The organism is Pseudomonas putida (genome assembly GCF_005080685.1).
GTDB classification, from domain to species: Bacteria; Pseudomonadota; Gammaproteobacteria; order Pseudomonadales; family Pseudomonadaceae; genus Aquipseudomonas; species Aquipseudomonas putida_V.
In genome coordinates, this window is record NZ_CP039371.1 from 5,983,089 (window position 1) to 6,004,565 (window position 21,477).

18 protein-coding genes are annotated in these 21,477 nt (G+C 63.9%); 8 read left to right on the plus strand and 10 right to left on the minus strand.

Annotated elements, in window-relative coordinates:
* Positions 1-59: 59 nt before the first annotated feature.
* Positions 60-623 (minus strand): hypothetical protein, encoded by a 564-nt coding sequence (locus E6B08_RS27750; protein WP_238349268.1) that lies wholly within the window; start codon positions 621-623, stop codon positions 60-62.
* A 182-nt stretch (positions 624-805) separates the two neighbouring features.
* Here E6B08_RS27750 and E6B08_RS27755 point away from each other — a divergent pair, with 182 nt between their 5' ends.
* From E6B08_RS27755 to yccS, 7 genes are all read left to right on the plus strand, one after another.
* Positions 806-2,608, plus strand: coding sequence for an acyl-CoA dehydrogenase (locus E6B08_RS27755; RefSeq protein WP_136916890.1), 1,803 nt, complete (start codon positions 806-808; stop codon positions 2,606-2,608).
* A gap of 31 nt (positions 2,609-2,639) precedes the next feature.
* The gene (locus E6B08_RS27760) at positions 2,640-4,082 is read left to right on the plus strand and encodes a TldD/PmbA family protein (RefSeq protein WP_136916891.1); all 1,443 of its coding nucleotides are present in this window, start codon (positions 2,640-2,642) and stop codon (positions 4,080-4,082) included.
* Entirely contained in the window at positions 4,082-5,413 is a 1,332-nt protein-coding gene (locus E6B08_RS27765) for a TldD/PmbA family protein (RefSeq protein WP_136916892.1), read from the plus strand. The genes E6B08_RS27760 and E6B08_RS27765 overlap by 1 nt, the downstream gene beginning before the upstream one ends.
* A 109-nt stretch (positions 5,414-5,522) precedes the next feature.
* Complete coding sequence (mdtD, locus tag E6B08_RS27770) at positions 5,523-6,950, plus strand: multidrug transporter subunit MdtD (RefSeq protein WP_136916893.1); 1,428 nt, start codon at positions 5,523-5,525, stop codon at positions 6,948-6,950.
* 112 nt (positions 6,951-7,062) lie between these two features.
* Positions 7,063-8,400, plus strand: coding sequence for an ATP-dependent RNA helicase DbpA (dbpA, locus tag E6B08_RS27775; protein WP_238349371.1), 1,338 nt, complete (start codon positions 7,063-7,065; stop codon positions 8,398-8,400).
* Between the two features lie 153 nt (positions 8,401-8,553).
* Positions 8,554-9,735 carry an NAD(P)/FAD-dependent oxidoreductase gene (locus E6B08_RS27780; RefSeq protein ID WP_136916895.1) on the plus strand — a complete coding sequence of 394 codons (1,182 nt, stop codon included), beginning with the start codon at positions 8,554-8,556 and terminating at the stop codon, positions 9,733-9,735.
* Between the two features lie 84 nt (positions 9,736-9,819).
* Positions 9,820-12,003: a YccS family putative transporter gene (gene yccS, locus E6B08_RS27785; protein WP_136916896.1), complete on the plus strand. Its 2,184-nt coding sequence runs from the start codon at positions 9,820-9,822 to the stop codon at positions 12,001-12,003.
* Positions 12,004-12,030: 27 nt separating this feature from the next.
* Here yccS and E6B08_RS27790 read toward each other — a convergent pair whose 3' ends face one another.
* Positions 12,031-12,768, minus strand: coding sequence for a substrate-binding periplasmic protein (locus E6B08_RS27790; RefSeq protein WP_136916897.1), 738 nt, complete (start codon positions 12,766-12,768; stop codon positions 12,031-12,033).
* Positions 12,769-12,978: 210 nt separating this feature from the next.
* Between E6B08_RS27790 and E6B08_RS27795 the strand changes: the two genes are divergently transcribed.
* On the plus strand, positions 12,979-13,431 hold the full coding sequence (locus tag E6B08_RS27795; RefSeq protein ID WP_136916898.1) for a GNAT family N-acetyltransferase: 453 nt from the start codon (positions 12,979-12,981) through the stop codon (positions 13,429-13,431).
* Between the two features lie 4 nt (positions 13,432-13,435).
* Here E6B08_RS27795 and E6B08_RS27800 read toward each other — a convergent pair whose 3' ends face one another.
* The 8 genes from E6B08_RS27800 to epd form a co-directional block, all read right to left on the minus strand.
* On the minus strand, positions 13,436-13,732 hold the full coding sequence (locus E6B08_RS27800) for a winged helix-turn-helix domain-containing protein (RefSeq protein ID WP_136916899.1): 297 nt from the start codon (positions 13,730-13,732) through the stop codon (positions 13,436-13,438).
* Between the two features lie 12 nt (positions 13,733-13,744).
* On the minus strand, positions 13,745-14,245 hold the full coding sequence (locus E6B08_RS27805) for a M48 family metallopeptidase (RefSeq protein WP_136916900.1): 501 nt from the start codon (positions 14,243-14,245) through the stop codon (positions 13,745-13,747).
* Positions 14,246-14,284: 39 nt separating this feature from the next.
* Positions 14,285-16,405 (minus strand): putative bifunctional diguanylate cyclase/phosphodiesterase, encoded by a 2,121-nt coding sequence (locus tag E6B08_RS27810; protein ID WP_136916901.1) that lies wholly within the window; start codon positions 16,403-16,405, stop codon positions 14,285-14,287.
* Between the two features lie 987 nt (positions 16,406-17,392).
* Entirely contained in the window at positions 17,393-18,457 is a 1,065-nt protein-coding gene (gene fba, locus E6B08_RS27815; RefSeq protein WP_136916902.1) for a class II fructose-bisphosphate aldolase, read from the minus strand.
* Positions 18,458-18,557: 100 nt separating this feature from the next.
* On the minus strand, positions 18,558-18,887 hold the full coding sequence (locus tag E6B08_RS27820; RefSeq protein WP_136916903.1) for an MliC family protein: 330 nt from the start codon (positions 18,885-18,887) through the stop codon (positions 18,558-18,560).
* Between the two features lie 79 nt (positions 18,888-18,966).
* The gene (locus E6B08_RS27825; RefSeq protein ID WP_136916904.1) at positions 18,967-19,182 is read right to left on the minus strand and encodes a hypothetical protein; all 216 of its coding nucleotides are present in this window, start codon (positions 19,180-19,182) and stop codon (positions 18,967-18,969) included.
* 32 nt (positions 19,183-19,214) lie between these two features.
* Positions 19,215-20,378 (minus strand): phosphoglycerate kinase, encoded by a 1,164-nt coding sequence (locus E6B08_RS27830; protein ID WP_136916905.1) that lies wholly within the window; start codon positions 20,376-20,378, stop codon positions 19,215-19,217.
* Positions 20,379-20,390: 12 nt separating this feature from the next.
* Positions 20,391-21,452 (minus strand): erythrose-4-phosphate dehydrogenase, encoded by a 1,062-nt coding sequence (gene epd / locus E6B08_RS27835; RefSeq protein ID WP_136916906.1) that lies wholly within the window; start codon positions 21,450-21,452, stop codon positions 20,391-20,393.
* Positions 21,453-21,477 lie beyond the last annotated feature (25 nt).

Here is a 21,477-nt window from a genome sequence, read left to right on the forward strand (position 1 = left end):
TTGCTGACGGGAAAGGAGAGCTTCGGCTCTCCTTTTTTATTGTTCGCTCACCAGCGACTTCAATCCATAGAGGCAATCATGAACACCCCGTACAGCTCCGCCAGTTTAAGTGCGGCGCCGGGCAACAACCAAAGCCAGTTAGCCATCGTGAAGCTACGATTAGCCGCCCCGTGACTATCACCTGCACTAAAATTGATCCCTTTTTGCATAGAAACCAAGATAGCTAACATGGTCAGGTGGAAGGCCAGCCCCGCGATATAACTAGCCACCACCTGCTCCAAAAGCACGACACTCGCGGTAATCGAGACCACAACTAGCGCATAGCTGCCCCATACCAGTGTCGGTATGGACCACGAATAGACTCTTCCCGAGTCACGGATACAGCCGTCTACCCGGCTCAACAATGGATAGATGAAAAATAGAGCGAATGCTGCCCTCCAGAATGGACTGACGTTCTCGCCCGTTCGAGATCTGTGCAACTTCCAGTTCTGGTAAAAACAGTACGCCCAGTAAAAGCCCAGAGTAAAAAACGTCATAACAGAAAGCTTCATCGGTGCGACCACGAAGAAGGAAGGCTCACTACCCTCGGCAGCAGTAGGTTTGTCGTTCTGAATATCACTCATGAGAAGCGCTTCCTTATGAACAAAGGAGCAAATTCAAAACCAGGCAGCACCCAACGCGCAGTAGTCCAGGCCCAACGCGTTTCGTGGGAAACATCTGTATCGCTATAAGCTGGATCAATCTTGGTAGCCATACCTGACTAACCGATCCTAGACTCGCAGCACCCCGCCCCAGGACCGCCCCCATGCCCGACACCCTGCTCAGCGCCCGTAACCTGGCCTTCGAACTCTACGAAGTCCTCGACGCCCAAGCCCTCACCCAGCGCCCGCGTTTCGCCGAGCACAGCCGCGAAACCTTCGACGCCGCGCTGGCGACCGCTCGCACCGTCGCCGAGAAGTTCTTCGCACCGCACAACCGCAAAGCCGATGAAAACGAGCCTCGCTACGCCGAGGGCCGGGCCGAGCTGATCCCCGAGGTCAAGCCCGCCATAGAAGCCTTCCTCCAGGCCGGCTTCCTCAACGCCAACCGCGACTTGGAAGTCGGCGGTATGCAACTGCCCAGCCTGGTCTCGCAAGCCTGCTTCGCTCACTTCCAGGCCGCCAACGCCGGCACCACGGCCTACCCGTTCCTGACCATGGGCGCAGCCAACCTGATCGAGAGTTTCGGTAGCGATGAGCAGAAGCACCTGTTCCTGGAGCCGATGATCGAGGGCCGCTATTTCGGCACCATGGCCCTGACCGAACCCCACGCCGGGTCCTCCCTGGCCGATATCCGCACTCGCGCCGAACCGGCAGGCGACGGCAGCTACCGGATCAAGGGCAACAAGATCTTCATCTCTGGCGGCGACCACGAACTGTCGGAGAACATCGTGCACATGGTTCTGGCCAAGCTGCCGGATGCGCCACCCGGGGTCAAAGGTATCTCGCTGTTCATCGTGCCCAAGTACCGGGTCAACGCCGATGGCAGCCTCGGCCCGCGTAACGACGTAGTGCTGGCTGGGCTGTTCCACAAGATGGGCTGGCGCGGCACCACCTCCACGGCGCTGAACTTCGGTGACGACGGCCAGTGCGTCGGCTACCTGGTCGGCCAGCCCCACCAAGGCCTGGCATGCATGTTCCAGATGATGAACGAAGCCCGTATCGGCGTCGGCATGGGCGCAGTGATGCTCGGCTACGCCGGCTACCTCTACTCGCTGGAATACGCCCGCCAGCGGCCACAAGGCCGCCTGCCGGACAACAAGGACCCACACAGTCCGCCCGTGGCGATCAGTGAGCATGCCGACGTCAAGCGCATGCTGCTGGCGCAGAAAGCCTACGTCGAGGGCGCCTTCGACCTGGGCCTGTATGCCGCGCGGCTGTTCGACGACACCCATACCGCGGCAGACCAGATCGAACGCCAGCAAGCCCAGGCATTGCTCGACCTGCTGACGCCCATCGTCAAGTCGTGGCCATCGCGGTACTGCCTGAAGGCCAACGAACTGGCCGTGCAGATTCTCGGCGGCCACGGCTACACCCGCGAATACCCGGTCGAACAATACTATCGCGACAACCGCTTGAACCCCATCCATGAAGGCACCGAGGGCATCCAGGCACTCGACCTGCTCGGCCGGAAACTGTCCCAACACGACGGTGCCGGGCTCAAGCAACTGATCCGCCTGATCGCCGCCACCGCCGAACGTGCCAGCCATCATCCCAACCTGGACGCCCTGCGCCGGCCACTGGAGCAACTGGTCAACCGCCTGCAAGGCGTGACCCTGGCGCTGCTGGGCGACCTGGCGCAAGGCAAGGTCAGCGCGACATTGGCCAACGCCACCCTGTACCTCAACGCCTTCGGCCATTGCGTGATCGGCTGGCGCTGGCTGCAGCAGGCGATCCACGCCGAACTCGGCCTGCTTCAGTGCAACCACGCCGATCGCGACTTCTATCTGGGCAAGCTGCAGGCTGCGCGTTATTTCCTGACCTGGGAGGTGCCTGGCTGCCATAATGACCTGGCATTGCTCGAGGCCCGCGACGACACTTGCCTCGGTATGCAAGACGGGTGGTTCTAGGGGGAGCCACCGTGTAGACGGAGGCTTGTCCATGTTCGATTCCAGCGCCCTGCTGCGCCAGCGCTTCACCGCGCTGCGTAGCACGGCCGAAGTGTTTTCCCTGCGCCACGTCAAACAGTCGCACCAAACACTCTGCGTGCGGCGCAATGTCGCCGAGCCGCCCTCGTTCAGCCAGGATGAAGGCGCCATGCTGACGGTACGGGTCAACGGCGTGGAGGCCTACGCCGCCACCGCCGATCTGTCCCAGGCAGGTTTGCAAAGGGCCCTGGAACAGGCCGAGACACTGGCCAGGCAGATCGCCAGGCACAGCCTGCTCGACCTGCGCGAGCAACCGGTGACCAGCGACCGCCACGACCATCTTTCGCCCAACCTCGACCAACCTCTGCCCAGCCTCGCCGATTGCCTTGGCCTGCTGGCCAGCGAGTCGGCCAGCGTGCCCAAGGACAGCCGCCTGGTGGACTGGCTGGCGAGCTTGCACATGAGCCTGGTCGAACAGACCTACCTGAACTCCACCGGCGCCGAGTTGCGCCATGCCCAGCGCTTCTTGTACCCAGGCCTGAGTGTGACCGCCAGCGATGGCCAGGACAGCCAGAGCCGCAGCCTGGGGCTGAGCAACTTCGGGCAGCAAGGAGGCTTCGAAGTCGTTCAACGCTGCGGGCTGATCGGTGCTGCCGGGCGCATCGCCGACGAAGCCCTGCAATTGTTGCTGGCACCCAATACCCCAGGCGGCCCGCGCGATCTGCTGCTGATGCCCGACCAGATGATGCTGCAAATCCATGAGTCCATCGGCCATCCGCTGGAGATGGACCGCATCCTCGGCGACGAGCGCAACTACGCCGGCACCAGCTTCGTCAAGGCCAGCGACTTCGGCCACCTGCGCTATGGCTCCGAACTGCTCAACGTCACCTTCGACCCGACCCTCGAACAAGAACTGGCCAGCTACAGCTTCGACGACGACGGCACACCGGCCAGCAAGCAGTTCCTGATCCGTGACGGTCTGCTGGTTCGCCCACTCGGCGGCGCGCTGTCGCAGTTCCGCTCGGGCCTGGGCGGCGTGGCCAACAGCCGGGCTTGCAGTTGGAACCGCGCACCGATCGACCGTATGGCCAATCTCAACCTCGAACCCGGCGACCAGACCTTGCAACAGCTGGTCGAGGGCATCGAGCGGGGCATCCTGATGAGCAACAACCGCTCCTGGTCGATCGACGATGCGCGCAACAAGTTCCAGTTCGGCTGCGAGTGGGGCCAGTTGATCGAAGACGGCGAACTCAAGGGCATCGTCAAGAACCCCAACTACCGCGGTATCTCCGCGCAGTTCTGGCGCAACCTTTCGGCAGTGGGAGATCGCAGCACATTCGAGGTGCTCGGCACGCCCAACTGCGGCAAGGGCGAACCCAACCAGGTGGTGCGCGTCGGCCATGCCTCGCCTGCCTGCGTGTTCCGCCAGATCGACGTATTCGGAGGAGACGCCTGATGAGCGCCACGCCACAACACCGCTTCGAGGCGCTGGTCAGCGCGTTGCGCGCAGCCCTGCGCTCCGGTGAACAGTTCACCCTCGGCTACAGCGCCGAGCAGTCGCAGTTCGTCCGTTTCAACCACGCCAAGGTGCGCCAGGCCGGTACCGTTGCCCAGGCCAGTGTGCAACTGCGGCTAGTCCACGAGGGTCGCCAGGCGCAGCAGCAGGTGACCTTGAGCGACGATGCGCAACTGGATCAGCACCGCCTGAGCGAAGCGTTGCAGCAACTGCGCCAGACCCTGCCGCTGCTGGCCGTCGACCCTTACCTGAGCCTGGACGAGAGCGCTTGGCACACCCACAGCCAACAGCAGCATCCCCTGCCCGAGCTGGACGAGGTGCTGGCACTGGTCGAGCGCGAGGCCGGCGACCTGGACCTGGTCGGCATTTATGCCGCCGGCCCGATCTGCCGGGGCTTCGCCAGCTCGTTCGGGGCCTTCGGCTGGCATCAGGCGAACAGCTTCAACTTCGATTGGAGCCTGTTTCACGCCAATGGCCAGGCCGTCAAGGCCAACTATGCCGGCCAGGCCTGGAGCGCCGAGGACTTCACCGCGAGGTTGCGCCAGGCGCGCGAGCAACTGGGCTTCCTCGGCCTTGCGGCCATTACCCTGCAACCTGGCAGTTACCGCGCCTACCTGGCACCGGCGGCCATGGACGAGATCGCCGGCATGCTGTGCTGGGGCGGGTTCTCGGCACAGGCCCTGGCCACCGGCAACAGCGCCTTGCAGCGCCTGTACAACGGCGACGCAACGCTCAGCCCATTGGTGAGTTTCGCCGAGCAAATCAGCGGCTCGCTGAGCCCGGCGTTTTCCGATGAGGGCGCGCCACGCCTCGATGTACCTCTGATCACTCAAGGCCAGGCCCACGAACGACTGATCAGCGCCCGCAGCGCCGCCGAGTTCGCACTGCAGGGCAATGGCGCCGACAGCTACGAATCGCCTTGCGCTCTTAGCCTGGCCGCAGGCCACCTGGCCAACGCACAGATACTCGAGCGGCTCGGCACCGGCCTATATATCAGCAACCTCTGGTACCTCAACTACTCGGACTTGCCCGCCGCGCGCATGACCGGGCTGACCCGTTTCGCCACCTTCTGGGTCGAGAACGGCGAGATCCAGGGGCCGGTGAGCACCATGCGCTTCGATGACAGCCTGTACAACCTGTTGGGCAGCGAGCTGGAGGCGCTGACCCAGGAGCGCGAGATGATTCTGTCGACCAGCACCTATGGACAGCGCAGTACCGGATCGAGTCATTTGCCGGGGGCGCTGGTCAAAGGGCTGACCCTGACATTGTGATTGGCACCACTGGCCCTTTCGCGGGCAAGCCCGCTCCAGGATGATCATGCAATCCATGTAGGAGCGGGTTTGCCCCGCGAAAGGGCCGGCACTGACAAACGAGGACGTCATGCCCGAACGCACCCCGCTGGACCCTGTCACTGCCCGCTGGATACCCTGGGTGGTGGCCATCGCCTTCTTCATGCAATCGCTGGACGGCACCATCCTCAACACCGCGCTGCCAGCCATGGCCCGCTCGCTGGCCGAAGACCCGCTGCGCATGCAGGGGGTGATCATCGCCTACATGCTCACCGTGGCGCTGCTGATCCCGGCCTCGGGCTGGATCGCCGACCGCTTCGGCACCAAGCGCATCTTCTTCAGCGCGATCCTGCTGTTCAGCTTCGGCTCGCTGCTGTGCGCCGCCGCCAACAGCCTGGGCTTTCTGATCTTCGCGCGGGTCGTGCAGGGTCTGGGCGGGGCGCTGATGCTTCCGGTCGGGCGCTTGGTGGTGTTGCGCGCCTACCCGCGCAGCGACCTGGTGCGGATCATGAGCTTCATCACCATCCCTGGCCTGCTCGGGCCACTGCTGGGCCCTACGGTGGGCGGCTGGCTGGTGGAGATTCTCAGCTGGCACTGGATCTTTCTGCTCAACCTGCCGGTCGGCGTCCTGGGCTGCTACGCGGTGTGGAAATTCATCCCCGACTTGCGCGGTGCCGAGCGCACCACCTTCGATGGACCTGGGTTCTTGCTGTTCGGCGCAGCGATGGTGCTCATCACCATCGCCATGGAGGGCCTGGGCGAGCTGCACCTGCCGCACCTGCGGGTGATGTTGCTGCTGTTCGCCGGCATGGCTTGCCTGGCTGCCTACTGGCTACGCGCCGGGCGCGACCCGGAGCCGCTGTTTTCGCCCAGCCTGTTCCGCGTGCGGACCTTCGCCATCGGTATCCTCGGCAACCTGTTCGCCCGCCTGGGCAGCGGCGCCCTGCCCTTCCTCGTGCCGCTGCTGCTGCAAGTGGCGCTAGGCTACTCCCCGGCCCAGGCCGGCATGAGCATGATCCCCCTGGCCGCGGCGGCGATGGTCGCCAAATCCATTGCCCGACCGCTGATCGAGCGCTTTGGCTACCGCATCATCCTCACCGCCAATACCCTGCTGCTGGGCATACTGCTGGCCAGCCTCGGGCTGGTCGACGAGCAGACCCCTTACGTGGTGCTGCTCATCCACCTCGGCCTGCTCGGCGCGGTCAACTCGATGCAGTTCACAGCCATGAACACGGTGACCCTGATCGACCTCGACGATGCCCACGCCAGCAGCGGCAACAGCCTGCTGTCGGTGGTCGCGCAGCTGTCGCTGAGCCTCGGTGTGGCGTGCGCTGGTGCACTGCTCGGAGGGTTCACCGCAGCCGGCAGCGCCGAAGGTGTGGACAGCACCCTGGGGGCCTTCCAACTGACCTTCGTGACCATCGGCGTCATGGCCATGCTGGCGGCGGCGATCTTCCTGCAGTTGTCGCCGACGGACGGAAGGCGTGCCCGTCGTCCGGAAGCGCACATGGAATCGTAGGGCGAATGGCCATGAGGCTGGTAGACTGTGCGACATTTTTCGCTTCGCACCGCAGGCCCGCCTCGTGACCACCGACTCTACCGCCTTCGCCTCCCTGCCGCTGTCCGCCGCCATGCTGGCCAACCTGGACGCCCTCGGCTATGCCTCGATGACACCGATTCAGGCGCAAAGCCTGCCGATCATCCTCAAGGGCCTGGACCTGATCGCCCAGGCCAAGACCGGCAGCGGCAAGACCGCGGCGTTCGGCATCGGCCTGCTCAACCCGATCAACCCACGTTACTTCGGCTGCCAGGCCCTGGTGCTGTGCCCCACCCGCGAACTCGCCGACCAGGTCGCCAAGGAGCTGCGCCGCCTGGCTCGCGCCGAGGACAACATCAAGATCCTGACCCTGTGCGGCGGTGTTTCGCTCGGCCCGCAGATCGCCTCGCTGGAACATGGCGCGCACATCATCGTCGGCACCCCGGGGCGCATCCAGCAACACCTGGACAAAGGCACCCTGGTGCTCGACGGGCTCAACACCCTGGTGCTCGACGAAGCCGACCGCATGCTCGACATGGGCTTCTTCGATGCCATCGCCAGCATCATCGGCAAGACCCCGTCGCGCCGCCAGACTCTGCTGTTCTCGGCCACCTACCCAGCTGGCATCGAGCAACTGGCCGCCGACTTCATGCGCAAGCCGCAGCAGGTCAAGGTCGAGAGCCTGCACGCCGACAACCAGATCGAGCAGCGCTTCATCGAGATCGACCCGCAGCAGCGCCTCGAGGCGGTGACCCGTGTGCTCGGCCACTATCGCCCGCAATCGTGCGTGGCGTTCTGCTTCACCAAGCAGCAGTGCGAGGACGTCGTTGCCCACCTGACGGCCAAGGGCATCGTCGCCCAGGCCTTGCATGGCGATCTGGAGCAACGTGACCGCGACCAGGTGCTGACCATGTTCGCCAACCGCAGCAGCTCGGTGCTGGTGGCTACCGACGTGGCCGCCCGAGGCCTGGACATCGATGGCCTGGACATGGTCATCAACGTCGAGCTGGCCCGTGATGCCGAAATCCATGTGCACCGTGTCGGCCGTACCGGCCGTGCGGGCGAAAAAGGCATCGCCGTCAGCCTGGTGGCCCCAGCCGAAGGGCACCGCGCCCAGGCCATCGAGGACCTGCAAAAGAACCCGCTGCGCTGGGACCCGTTGGACAGCCTGAAGAACAAGGGCGGCGAGCCGCTGCTGCCGATCATGAGCACCCTGTGCATCGCCGCCGGGCGCAAGGACAAGCTGCGCCCAGGCGACATCCTCGGCGCGCTGACCGGCGACGCCGGCATCCCCGGCAAGCAGGTGGGCAAGATCGCCATCTTCGACTTCCAGGCGTTCGTCGCCGTCGAGCGAGCGCTGGCCAAACAGGCCATGCAGCGACTCAACAGCGGCAAGATCAAGGGCCGATCGCTGAAAGTTCGTATCGTCTGACCATTCTTTGCGGCCGCTGCACGGGCCATTCGCGGGACAAGCCCGCTCCCACAGGTACTCCCCCGTCTGAAGGATCATGGAGATCCTGTGGGAGCGGGCTTGCCCCGCGAATGGGCGGCACAGCAGTCCCAGAAACATTCAAGAGGTAACACCGTGCACACCACCGACGTGATCATCATCGGCGCTGGCGCCGCCGGCCTGATGTGCGCCCAGCTCAGCGCTCGCCGTGGCCGCCGGGTGGTGCTGCTCGACCACGCCAACAAGCCTGGCAAGAAGATCCTCATGTCCGGCGGCGGACGCTGCAACTTCACCAACATGTACACCGAGCCCGCCAACTTCCTCTCGCACAACCCGCACTTCTGCAAGTCGGCCCTGGCCCGCTACACCCAGTGGGACTTCATCGAGCTGGTGGCCAAGCACGGCGTGCCCTACCACGAGAAGAAGCTCGGCCAGCTGTTCTGCGACAACAAGGCCAGCGACATCCTCGACATGCTGCTTGCCGAATGCGACGAGGCCGGTGCCGAGCTGCGCATGCACACCAGCATCGAGCACATCGAGAAAACCGAAGCCGGCTACCTGCTGCAGACCAGCGCCGGACCGTTCGCCTGCCAGTCGCTGGTGATCGCCACCGGCGGCCTGTCGATCCCGACCCTGGGCGCCACCGGTTTCGGTTACCAGGTGGCCCGCCAGTTCGGCCACACACTGCTGCCGACCCGCGCCGGACTGGTGCCGTTCACCATCACCGAGCCCCAACTCAAGGCATTGTGCACCGAGCTCTCCGGCACCTCGCTGGACTGCATCGCCAGCTGCAATGGCACCAGCTTCCGGGAAAACCTGCTGTTCACCCATCGCGGTCTCAGTGGCCCGGCGATCCTGCAGATCTCGTCGTTCTGGGAAGCCGGCGACACCCTGGAGCTCAACCTGCTGCCCGACCGCGATGCCCTGCAATGGCTGCAACAGCAGCAGGCCGAGCGCGCCAACAGCGAGCTGAAGACCGTGCTGGGCGAGGTCTTCACCCGCAAGCTCGCCAACTTGCTGGCCGAGCAGTGGTTCGACTCACGGCCGATGAAGCAGTACACCCCGGCAGAACTGACGCAGATCGCCGACAAGCTGGCAGCGTGGCAACTGGTGCCAGCCGGCACCGAAGGCTACCGCACCGCCGAGGTGACCCTGGGGGGTGTCGACACCCGCGAGGTGTCGTCCAAGACCATGGAATCGCTGAAGAGCCCGGGCCTGTATTTCATCGGCGAGGTACTCGACGTCACCGGCCACCTCGGCGGCTTCAATTTCCAGTGGGCCTGGGCCTCTGCCAACGCCGCTGCGCAGTTCGTGTAGAGTAGAATCCATCGAGCAGCACGGAACGCTTCTTGCTGGTCCGTGCGCTCATGCATTCAATCGATCACTGCCTAGCAGGCCATCATGTCATCGAGCTCGTTCCGTCAGTCACTGCGTCGCCTGTGGGGCCAAGACAAGTTCAGCTACAGCATCCGGGTAACGGTTGCGCTTACCGGCAGCATGGCGCTGTGCTGGTACCAGGACGAGATGGCCCTGCTGATTCCATTGTTCCTGGGCATCATCGCCAGCGCCCTGGCCGAAACCGACGATAGCTGGCAAGGCCGGCTCAGCGCCCTGGCCGTGACCCTGGTGTGTTTCGCCATCGCCGCGCTGGCCGTGGAGCTGCTGTTCCCCTACCCCTGGATCTTCGTCGCCGCCCTCGCCCTGGCGGCGTTTGGCCTGACCATGCTCGGCGCCCTGGGCGAGCGCTATGGGGCGATCGCCTCGGCGACGTTGATCCTGGCGGTGTACACCATGATCGGTGTCGACCAGCGCGGCGGCCAGGTCAGCGATTTCTGGCACGAGCCGATGCTGCTGGTCGCAGGCGCGGCCTGGTATGGCCTGCTATCGGTGCTGTGGCAACTGCTGTTTTCCAACCAGCCAGTTCAGCAGAGCCTGGCCAAGCTGTTCCAGGAGCTGGGCCTGTACCTGAAGCTCAAGGCCAACCTGTTCGAGCCGATCCGCAACCTTGACCTCGAAGCCCGGCGCCTGGAGCTTGCTCAGCAAAATGGCAAGGTGGTGGCGGCGCTCAACACCGCCAAGGAAATCATCCTGCACCGCGTCGGCAACAGCCAGCCCAACTCCAAGGTCAGCCGCTACCTGAAGCTGTACTTCCTGGCCCAGGACATCCATGAGCGCGTCAGCGCCTCGCACTACCCCTACAACGCCCTGGCCGAGGCCTTTTTCCACAGCGACGTGATGTTCCGTTGCCAGCGCCTGCTGCGCCAGCAGGGCTCGGCGTGCCAGGAGCTGGCGCGGTCGATCCGCCTGCGCCAGCCGTTCGTCCTCGACAGCCGCTTCGCCGACGCCCTGGAAGACCTCAACGCCTCGCTCGAACACCTGCGCCAGCAAAGCAATCCGGCCTGGCGCGGCCTGCTGCGTTCGCTGCGTGCACTGGCGGCCAACCTCGCCACCCTCGACCGCCTGCTGGGCGCCGCCAGCAACCCCGACAGCCTCGCCGACGCCAGTGACAGCAGCCTGCTGGACCGCTCGCCGCGCAACTTCAAGGATGTCTGGACGCGCCTGCGCACCCAGCTCACGCCGACTTCGCTATTGTTCCGCCACGCCTTGCGCCTGTCGCTGGCGCTGTCGATCGGCTATGGCATGGTGCACCTGATCCACCCGACCCAAGGCTACTGGATCATTCTCACCACCTTGTTCGTCTGCCAGCCGAACTACGGCGCCACCCGACGCAAGCTGGTGCAGCGGGTGATCGGCACGGCCATCGGCCTGACCGTGGGCTGGGCGCTGTTCGACCTGTTCCCCAGCCCGATCATCCAGTCGATGTTCGCCGTGGTCGCCGGGGTGGTTTTCTTCGTCAACCGCACGACCCGCTACACCTTGGCCACCGCCGCGATCACCCTGATGGTGCTGTTCTGCTTCAACCAGATCGGCGACGGCTACGGCCTGTTCCTGCCGCGCCTGTTCGATACCCTGGTGGGCAGCCTGATCGCCATCCTGGCGGTGTTCCTGTTCCTGCCCGATTGGCAGGGTCGGCGCCTGAACAAGGCGCTGGCCAACACCCTGGCCTGCGCCAGCGTGTACTTGCGCCAGATCATGCAGCAGTACGCCCACGGCAAGCGTGACGACCTGGCCTACCGCCTGGCCCGGCGCAACGCCCACAACGCCGACGCGGCGCTGTCCACCACCCTGGCCAACATGCTCATGGAGCCTGGGCACTTTCGCAAGGAAGCCGACGTGGGCTTCCGCTTCCTGGTGCTGTCACACACCTTGCTCAGCTACCTCTCGGGCCTCGGCGCGCACCGCGACACCGCGTTGCCGGCCGAGGTGCAGGAACAACTGATCGATGGCGCGGCGCAAAGCCTGGCCAACAGCCTGGACGAGATCGCCAATGGCCTGGCCGCTCGCCTGCCGGTGGCCATTCACAGCGATGCCGAGGAAGCCCTGGCCAACGAACTGGAACAGATGCCCGAGGAGCTGGATGAACATCAGCGCCTGGTTCAAACCCAGCTGGCCTTGATCTGCCGGCAATTGGCGCCACTACGGACCATGGCCGCCCATCTGATCAAGGAGAGTGCGCCGGCTTGAAAGAGAGGCCCTCAAGCCCGGCCCCCATCAAAAGCCATACTGGCGCAACAACCGCGCATAGCTGCCATCGGCTTTCATCGCCACGATAGCTTGCTCGAAGCGCTCGACTATCTGTTCATGCCCGGGATGCTTGAGGCTCACCAGAATGTGCAAGGTGTTCTCCGCCAAAGGCGGCTCCACCAAGGTGATCGCTTCACGTACCTGCGCCGGCTCACGCTGCAGGTTGTAACGCGCCACGTATTCATCCTCGACCGCCAGGTCCACGCGCCCGGCCGCCAGCATGCGCACGGCAGACGAGAAGTTGACGACCTCGACCTTGCGTAACCGGCTATCGCCATCGAACTGCGCAGAATAGGCATAGTCGCGGACCACGGCGATGGTGCGCGGGTACAGGTCGGCCGGGCGCTGGTAGCGAAAGTCATCGCCCTTGCGCTTGAGCAGCCGGATGCGGTTGGTCAGATAGGCCTTGGAGAACTGGCCGATGCGCGCCCGCGAATCGTTGTACCAGGCGTTGACCAGCACATCGTAACGCCCTTCGCCGATGCCCATCAGCGCGCGCGCCCAAGGCACTTCCTCGGTCACGCAGGTGTAGCCGGCGCGCGACAGCGCCATGCTGACGATGCGCGTCGCCAAGCCTGCGCCCGGCATGCTGGCATCGGTGAAGGGCGGCCAGTTGTCGGCCACCAGGCGCAGCGTGTCCTTCGCCAGGATGGGAGGCGACAGCATTACGCTCAATAGGCCCAGCACGCAAAGCAGTGACCTCATGCTCAAGTCCTTTTGCAACGGGGGACACGCTGTGGAGGCAATACACCAGAATTACGAGATTACACAAAGCCGCCCGGCTGGGCAGCCGCCAATAATGTCAATTAGCCTCTATTTTGGCCGAGCCTCGGTCGACATGACATGAAGCACTGATCCACTCGTCGCCGCCGCACCGATTTGCGATGATCGAGCTCTTTTTCAGGAGCCTTCCCAATGTCCATCGACTGGATCTGCAAGCACCATACCGACCTGAGCAAGGAGCAACTCTACGCCATCCTGCGGCTGCGTACCGAAGTGTTCGTGGTCGAGCAACGCTGCGCCTACCAGGAAGTCGACGGCCAGGACCTGAGCGGCGACACCCTGCATCTGATGGGTTGGCAGGATGATCAGCTGGTCGCCTACCTGCGCCTGCTCGACCCACAATCCCAAGGCGGGGACGTGGTCATCGGCCGGGTGGTGACTTCACCCCAGGCGCGTGGCTCCAAACTGGGCCACCCGCTGCTGCTCAAGGGGTTGGAAGCGGCCGAACACTGCTGGCCAGGCACCCCGGTCTACCTTTCGGCACAAGCGCACCTGCAGGGCTTCTACGCCCAGCACGGCTTCGAAGTGGCCGGCGAGGCGTATCTGGAAGACGACATTCCCCACATCGGCATGCGCAAAGGCTGAGCCGTCAAGGGTAGCCCAGCACCTCGCGGATCTGCCGCAGGTGCTGGATGATCCATTGCTTGTCGATCGCGCCCCAATCGTGGATGCGGTAATGCCCGGCGTGGTTGCGCGCCCCCTCCTGCTGCTCGAACTCGCAAACGATGTCTAGGTCGGCCAGCGCGAGGATGGTGTCCTGGGCAGTGCGCCGAGGCATGCCGGTAGCCTCCATCAATGCCGGGACACTGGTGGCGGTCTGGCTGTCGATCAGCCAGGCCACGTACAGGCGCCGATAGAAACTGCTCTTGGTCTTGCTCACTTCCATGCTGCGTGGTCCTCAAGCGTGGCCCGGCAGCTCCCGATAGGTCAGGTAGACGCGCAGGTCGAATTCCAGTTGGTGGTAGTCCGGCTCCATGTGCTGGCAGAGCTGGTAGAACGCCTTGTTGTGGTCACGCTCGCGCAGGTGGGCCAGTTCGTGCACGACGATCATGCGTAGAAACTGCGGCGCGGCCTCCTTGAACAGCGAGGCGATGCGGATTTCCTTCTTGGCCTTGAGCTTGCCACCCTGCACCCGCGACACCGCGGTATTCAGGCCCAGGGCCCGGTGGGTGAGGTCCAGGCGATTGTCGAACAGCACCTTGTCGAGGTTCGGCGCACTGCGCAGGTACTGCTGGCGCAGGCCCTGGGCGTAGTCGTACAGCGCCCTGTCGCTCTGCACGTCATGACGCTCGAAATAACGCCGCTGCAGGTACTCGCCCAGGCGATCGCTGTCGATCATCTGGCGAACCTGTTCCTGAAGGTGCGGCGGGTAGGCTTGCAGGTAGCGTAAAACGGTCATGGCCCGGCAATCTTGGATAACAGACGCGAGTTTATCCAACTAGCGGGCCGGCCAGGGGAAAATCGGCGCAAAGTTGCCGGCATCCGCTGCGGTCAGCGGGTGGGCAACCAGGAAACCCTGCACGTAGGCGCAACCGTTGGCCTTGAGCCAGGCCGCCTGGGGCTGGGTTTCCACGCCCTCGGCGATCACCGTGATGCGGTATTCGGCGCACAGGCCGATGACGCTGCGCACCAACGCTGCGTCCTGCGCCGACTCAGGCAGCCGCGCCACCAGGTGGCGGTCGAGCTTGAGGGTATCGATGGGCAGATCACGGATCATCCGCAGCGAACAGTCGCCAGCGCCGAAATCGTCCAGCGCCACCCGCACGCCCAGGGTGCGCAGGCGATGCACCTGTTTCACCGCGGCATCGATGTTGTACATCAACGAGGTTTCGGCAATCTCGACTTCCAACTGCGATGGCTCCAGCTCGCAGGCCTCGATCACCTGGCGCAACTCCTCCACCAGATTGGGCATGGTGAACTGGGCCCTGCTCAAGCTGATACCCAGTACCAGGTCCGCCGGGAAACGTTCGCGCCAAGCCTGGCGCTGGGCGGCCCCCTGGCGATAGATCCAACTGGCCAGGCGGCTGATCAGGCGCGCCTCCTCCAGCAAGGGGATGAACAGCCCCGGCGGCACGTCGCCAACGCTGGGATGCTGCCACCTCAACAAGGCCTCGAAGCCACGCAGACGGCCGTCGGTGAAACCTACCTGGGGCTGGTAGACCAGGCTGAAGTCGCGCTGCTCGATGGCGCTGCGCACGCTGGTTTCGAGCATCAGCCGCGAGCGCGCCCGGCCGTTGAGTTCCTGGTCGTAGAAGCGGTACTGCTGGCGGCCCGCCTGCTTTGCCGCGTACATCGCGGCGTCGGCAGCACGCAGCAAGCCTTCGACCGTGGCACCGCAGTCGGGATAGGTGGCAATGCCGATACTGACGCCAAGGCTCAGGTCCAGGCCATTGACCTGCTGGCACACCGACATGCGTTCGAGCAGCTTCTCGGCAAAACGCCCAGCCTGCTCGGGATACGGCAGGCCATCGAACAATGCGGTGAACTCGTCACCGCCCATGCGCGCCAGCAGGGCTTCGCTGCCCAGGCAGTCCTTGAGTTGCTCGGCAACCCAACGCAATACATGGTCACCGGTCTCGTGGCCGAGCGAATCATTGATTCGCTTGAAGCCGTCCAGGTCCATGTACATGAGCGCCTGCGCCTTCTCCGAGCGCTCGTTGCGCAGCAACACGCCCTCGGCCGCCTGATAGAAGCCACGGCGGTTGAGCAAGCCGGTCAAAGGATCCGTCACGGCCTGGTATTCCAGTTGCTGATGCAGGTTGCGCACCGCCGACATGTCGAGCACGGTCACCACCATGGCACGTTGCTCGGCTGGCAACGGCGCGCAGGACAGCGCCACCGGCACCAGTTGCCCGCCATGGGTACGCAACTGGGCATCGTGCACGCGGAAGATCTGCCTGGCCTGGTAGGCCCTGTAGAAGTCGGAGTCGCTCCACAGGCTACTGCCAGTCACGGCCAGCAAGCCCAGCAGTTGGGTACCCTGGAGCTGCTCCAGGGGGGTTTCCAGTAGCCCGCAGATCGCTGGATTGGCGAAGCCGATGATGCCTTGCTCGTCGACCACCAGGATGCCCTCGGCGGCGTTCTCCAGAATCGAGGCATTGAACGCCCGCGCCGCCTCCAGCTCGCGGGTCAGCCGCTGCAGCATGCGCCGGTTGCGTTGCTGGTCCAGCAGCGCCTGGACCTTCGGCTTGAGGATTTGCGGATTGAAGGGTTTGAACAGGTAATCCACCGCTCCACTGGCGTATCCCTTGAGCACAGCGGCTTCGGATTGCTCGTTGGCGGTGAGGAAAATGATCGGAGTGAGCTGGGTGCGCTGGCTGCCACGCATCAACCGGGCGACTTCGAAGCCGTCCATTTCCGGCATCTGGACGTCCAGCAAGACCAGGTCGACCTCATATTCGAGCAATGCACTCAGGGCTTCCATACCTGAGCTGGCGGTGACCACCTGCCAATCCTGACGGGCCAGCAGCGCCCGCATGCTGATGAGGTTCTCGGGGTAATCATCTACCACCAGAAGGACCGAACGGTTTTCCGGGGGGTGAGGGTTAGCGCCATCCATGCTGCGTCTCTTGTTAGATCGACTTCGACTTGCAATTGGATCCGATTGTTTACTCTAGCGGTGGGCAGGAAACTCGCAACGTGACCAAGTGGCCATCCGCCATCAATTATGAAACTAGCCGACTAACGGTCAGCTTGCCAACCCTATGTTGGGGCAACCGGTTTGTGCAGGCGAAACAAGGTTCTTCACGGGTTGTCGGGGAGCTGGCTTGGCTTGGCATTTAGATCGTGAGCTGATCCATTTTGTGTAGCGGCGCTACTGGCCCCTTCCGCCTTTACGGCGGCCTACTTTTTTCTTGGAAAAAGTAGGCAAAACCGCTCGCTCCTGCATCCGGCCCTCCGCTGCGCTACGGGTCCCCTCGCTACGGCGCCTTCCGGGCCCGCGCGGCCTACGACTTGCTCCGCAAGTCTACATCTCGCGCCTTCGGCTACGCCGAAGGGTGCTGCGCACCTGGCCCTACAGGCACCTACGCTCGGCCTCCTGACGTCGCGAAGTTAGGGGCGGCGCCTGCACTGGCGTTATCTTCGAAAGAGACACCGCGCTATCCGCTGCAACACAAAGCGATAGGTAAACAGCGAGAGCGCAGCGATTCGCCTGCCGTTGCTCTGGCTGTTGATCTTGCTCTTGCTGTTGATCTTGATCTACCCGCGACCTCAGGAGGCCGAGCGTAGGCGGCTGGAGGGCCAGGTGCGCAGCACCCTTCGGCGCAGCCGAAGGCGCGAGACGTAGACTTGCGAAGCAAGTCGTAGGCCGCGCGGGCCCGCAAGCCGCCGAAGCGAGGGGACCCGTAGCGCAGCGGAGGGCCGTATGTGGGAGCAAGCGGTTTTGAGCAACTTTTTCCAAGAAAAAAGTTGCCCGCCGTAAAGGCGGAAGGGGCCAGTAGCGCCGCTACATCCCTCGAACCAACCACCCAAGCCCAAAGCCCCAAGCCCAAAAAAAAACCCGCATCGCTGCGGGTTTTTTCGGGGCCTGAACGGCAAGAGCCAATCAGTTGACCTTGGCGGCCAGCTCACCCTTGGCATAACGCTGGAACATACCTTCCAGCGAGATCGGCTTAATCTTCGAGGCATTGCCGGCAGTGCCGAAGGCTTCGTAACGGGCGATGCACACGTCACGCATGGCCTTCACGGTTTCGGCGAAGAACTTGCGTGGGTCGAACTCGCTCGGGTGCTCGGCCATGTAGCGACGGATGGCACCGGTCGAGGCCAGACGCAGGTCGGTATCGATGTTGACCTTGCGTACGCCGTACTTGATGCCTTCGACGATCTCTTCGACCGGCACGCCGTAGGTTTCCTTGATCTGGCCACCGTACTCGTTGATGATCGCCAGCCAGTCCTGCGGTACCGAGGACGAGCCGTGCATCACCAGGTGGGTGTTGGGGATGCGCTTGTGGATTTCCTTGATGCGGTCGATCGCCAGGATGTCACCGGTTGGTGGCTTGGTGAACTTGTAGGCACCGTGGCTGGTGCCGATGGCGATGGCCAGGGCGTCGACCTGGGTCTTCTTGACGAAGTCGGCGGCCTCTTCCGGGTCGGTCAGCATCTGGCTGTGGTCCAGGGTGCCTTCGGCGCCGATACCGTCTTCTTCACCGGCCTGGCCGGTTTCCAGGCTACCCAGGCAGCCCAGTTCGCCTTCTACCGACACACCGCAGGCGTGGGCGAATGCCACGGTCTGCTGGGTCACACGGACGTTGTAGTCGTAGTCGGACGGGGTCTTGCCGTCTTCCTTCAGCGAGCCATCCATCATCACCGAGCTGAAGCCCAGCTGGATGGAGCGCTGGCACACGTCAGGGCTGGTGCCGTGGTCCTGGTGCATGCACACCGGGATGTGCGGGAATTCCTCGATGGCCGCCAGGATCAGGTGGCGCAGGAATGGCGCACCGGCGTATTTGCGCGCACCGGCCGACGCCTGGACGATGACCGGAGAGTCGGTCTTGTCGGCGGCTTCCATGATGGCGCGCATTTGCTCGAGGTTGTTGACGTTGAAAGCTGGAACGCCGTAACCGAACTCGGCGGCGTGGTCCAGCATCTGGCGCATGCTAATGAGTGCCATTGTGTATCTCTCTCCCGACAAGCGTCGTTTGTTTCGTGCAAGCCTGCCGCAGGGGCGGTTGCTGTTCAAGTAGTGTGGGCCATCGATGCGGCCCGGCCAGTCACGGTGCCTTGCAGCCCCGCCCAATCAGATCGTTGGTCGCCACCCAGTAGACCAGGCCTTCCTCACCCTTGGTGTGGAACGCCAGCACGCCATCGCTGTAAAGCGCGCCCGAAGCGCCCGGCTCGGACTTGAGCCGGTAGACCTGGTCGCCGCCGCCAAGGCGCACGTCGACCGCGTCGCGTTGCGCGTCGGCGAAGCGCCAAAGCACCTCAGCCTGGGTGTCGCAGACCCAGCGGGTCCAGTCATCAGCCGGGGCCTCTGGCGCCGACTGCAGCAGCGAGCATCCTGCCAGTGTCGCCAGGGCCATGGAGGCCATCAGCGCTTTCATCACATTACTCCGCGGGGGGCTGCGGTGCGGCCCCTGTGTTCAAGACCACCAAATGCCGATTAGGTTGCCCGATTACCGATCAAGGGCAACCCGGGGCCTGGCGCTGGTGTTCTTCATCGTACTTTTCCAGGCCCTCCGGGCCCACGCGCTTGTTGATCACCGGCACGGTCTCGGCCTGCCACTGCGACTGGTAGCAACCGCCCTTGGGCGGCTGCGCCGGGTCGTCCGAAGACGGGCTGCTGGAGCAGGCGCCCAGCAGACCGGCGGTGATCATCAAAGGCAATAGCTTGACCATCAGGTCGCTCCGTTTGCCAGGCGCTGCCATTGTCAGGCCTTGGCCCGTTCTTCCAGGATTGCCACGGCAGGCAGAACCTTGCCTTCGACGAACTCGAGGAACGCACCGCCACCGGTAGAAATGTAGGAGATATCCTTGCCTACGCCATACTTGTCGATCGCCGCCAGGGTGTCGCCGCCGCCAGCGATGGAGAACGCTGCGCTGTCGGCGATGGCCTTGGCCAGCACCTTGGTGCCGTTGCCAAACTGGTCGAACTCGAACACGCCGACCGGGCCGTTCCACAGAATGGTCTTGGACGACTTCAACAGTTCAGCGAAGTTGGCTGCAGTCTGTGGGCCGATGTCCAGGATCATGTCGTCGTCAGCGACGTCGGCGATGGCCTTGACGGTAGCCTCGGCGCTCTCGGCGAACGCCTTGGCCACTACCACGTCGACCGGCAGAGGCACGCTGACCTTGGCGGCGATGGCCTTGGCGGTGTCGACCAGGTCGGCTTCGTACAGCGACTTGCCGACCGGGTGGCCCGCTGCGGCGAGGAAGGTGTTGGCGATACCGCCGCCGACGATCAGCTGGTCACAGACCGAGCTCAGGCTGTTGAGCACGTCCAGCTTGGTCGACACCTTGGAGCCGGCAACGATGGCTGCCATCGGTTTGGCCGGAGCCTTCAGGGCCTTGCCCAGGGCATCCAGCTCGGCAGCCAGCAGCGGGCCGGCGGCAGCGACCTTGGCGAACTTGGCGACGCCATGGGTCGAGCCCTCGGCGCGGTGGGCGGTACCGAAGGCGTCCATGACGAAGACATCGCAAAGGGCGGCGTATTTCTGCGCCAGTTCGTCGGCGTTCTTCTTCTCGCCCTTGTTGAAGCGCACGTTCTCGAACAACACCAGGTCACCGGCGTTGACCTCGACACCTTCGAGGTAGTCGGCGACCAACGGTACTTCGCGGCCCAGGGCCTTGGTCAGGTACTCGGCGACCGGCTTGAGGCTGTTCTCGGCCGAGAACTCGCCTTCGGTCGGGCGACCCAGGTGCGAGCAGACCATGACCGCAGCGCCCTTTTCCAAGGCCAGCTTGATGGTCGGCAGCGCGGCCTGGATACGCGCGTCGCTGGCGACAACGCCGTCCTTCACAGGTACGTTGAGGTCTTCGCGAATCAGTACGCGCTTACCTTGCAGGTCGAGGTCGGTCATCTTCAACACGGTCATGAATGCAGTCCTTCAGGGCTGTTTGGTGCGGGTTGGGTGGACGACGTGCAGGTAGTGCTGTGCAACGTCGAGCATACGGTTGGCGAACCCCCATTCGTTGTCGAACCAGGCCAGCAGGTTCACCAGGCGGGGGCCGGAAACGCGAGTCTGGCTGGCATCGACGATCGCCGAATGCGGGTCGTGGTTGAAATCACAGCTGGCATGCGGCAATTCGGTATAGGCCAGCAGGCCCTTGAGCGGGCCATTCAGCGCGGCCTCGCGCAATACCTGGTTCACTTCACTAGCGCTGGTATCGCGCGCAGTCTGCAGCGTGATGTCCAGGCACGAGACGTTGACGGTGGGCACGCGTACCGCTTTGGCCTGGATTCGCCCGGCAAGTTCCGGAAGCAGCCGCTCGATACCGCGAGCGAGCCCGGTCGATACCGGAATCACCGACTGGAAAGCCGAGCGCGTACGGCGCAGATCCTCGTGATGATAGGCGTCGATCACCGGCTGATCATTCATCGCCGAGTGGATGGTGGTGATCTGCACGTACTCGATGCCGAACGCCTGGTCCAGCACGCGCAGCAGGGGCACGCCGCAGTTGGTGGTGCAGGATGCGTTGGACACCAGGCGCTCGCTACCGCTCAGGCAATCCTGGTTGATCCCGTAGACCACCGTCGCGTCGACGTCAGCCTCGCTGGCCATGGGCTGGGAGAACAGCACCCGCGGCGCACCGGCATCGAGGAAGCGCTGGCCATCGGCACGGGTGTGGTAGGCGCCAGAGCACTCCAGCACCAGGTCGATGTCCAGTGCAGCCCAATCGACGCCCTCGGGGGTGGCGCTGCGCAACACCTTCACGCATTCGCCATTGATATGCAGGCAGTCGCCATCGACCTTCACCTCACCGGGAAAACGCCCGTGGGTGGAGTCGAAGCGAGTCAGGTATTCGATGCTGGCCTGATCGGCCAGGTCATTCAGTGCGACGATCTCGAAACCGGCCTTCGCCCCTCGCTCGAACAGTGCGCGCAGGACACAACGACCGATGCGGCCGTAACCGTTGAGTGCAACTTTGTAGGGACGCGGGTGGGGCATTCGGTGGCTCGCTAACGCATGATGG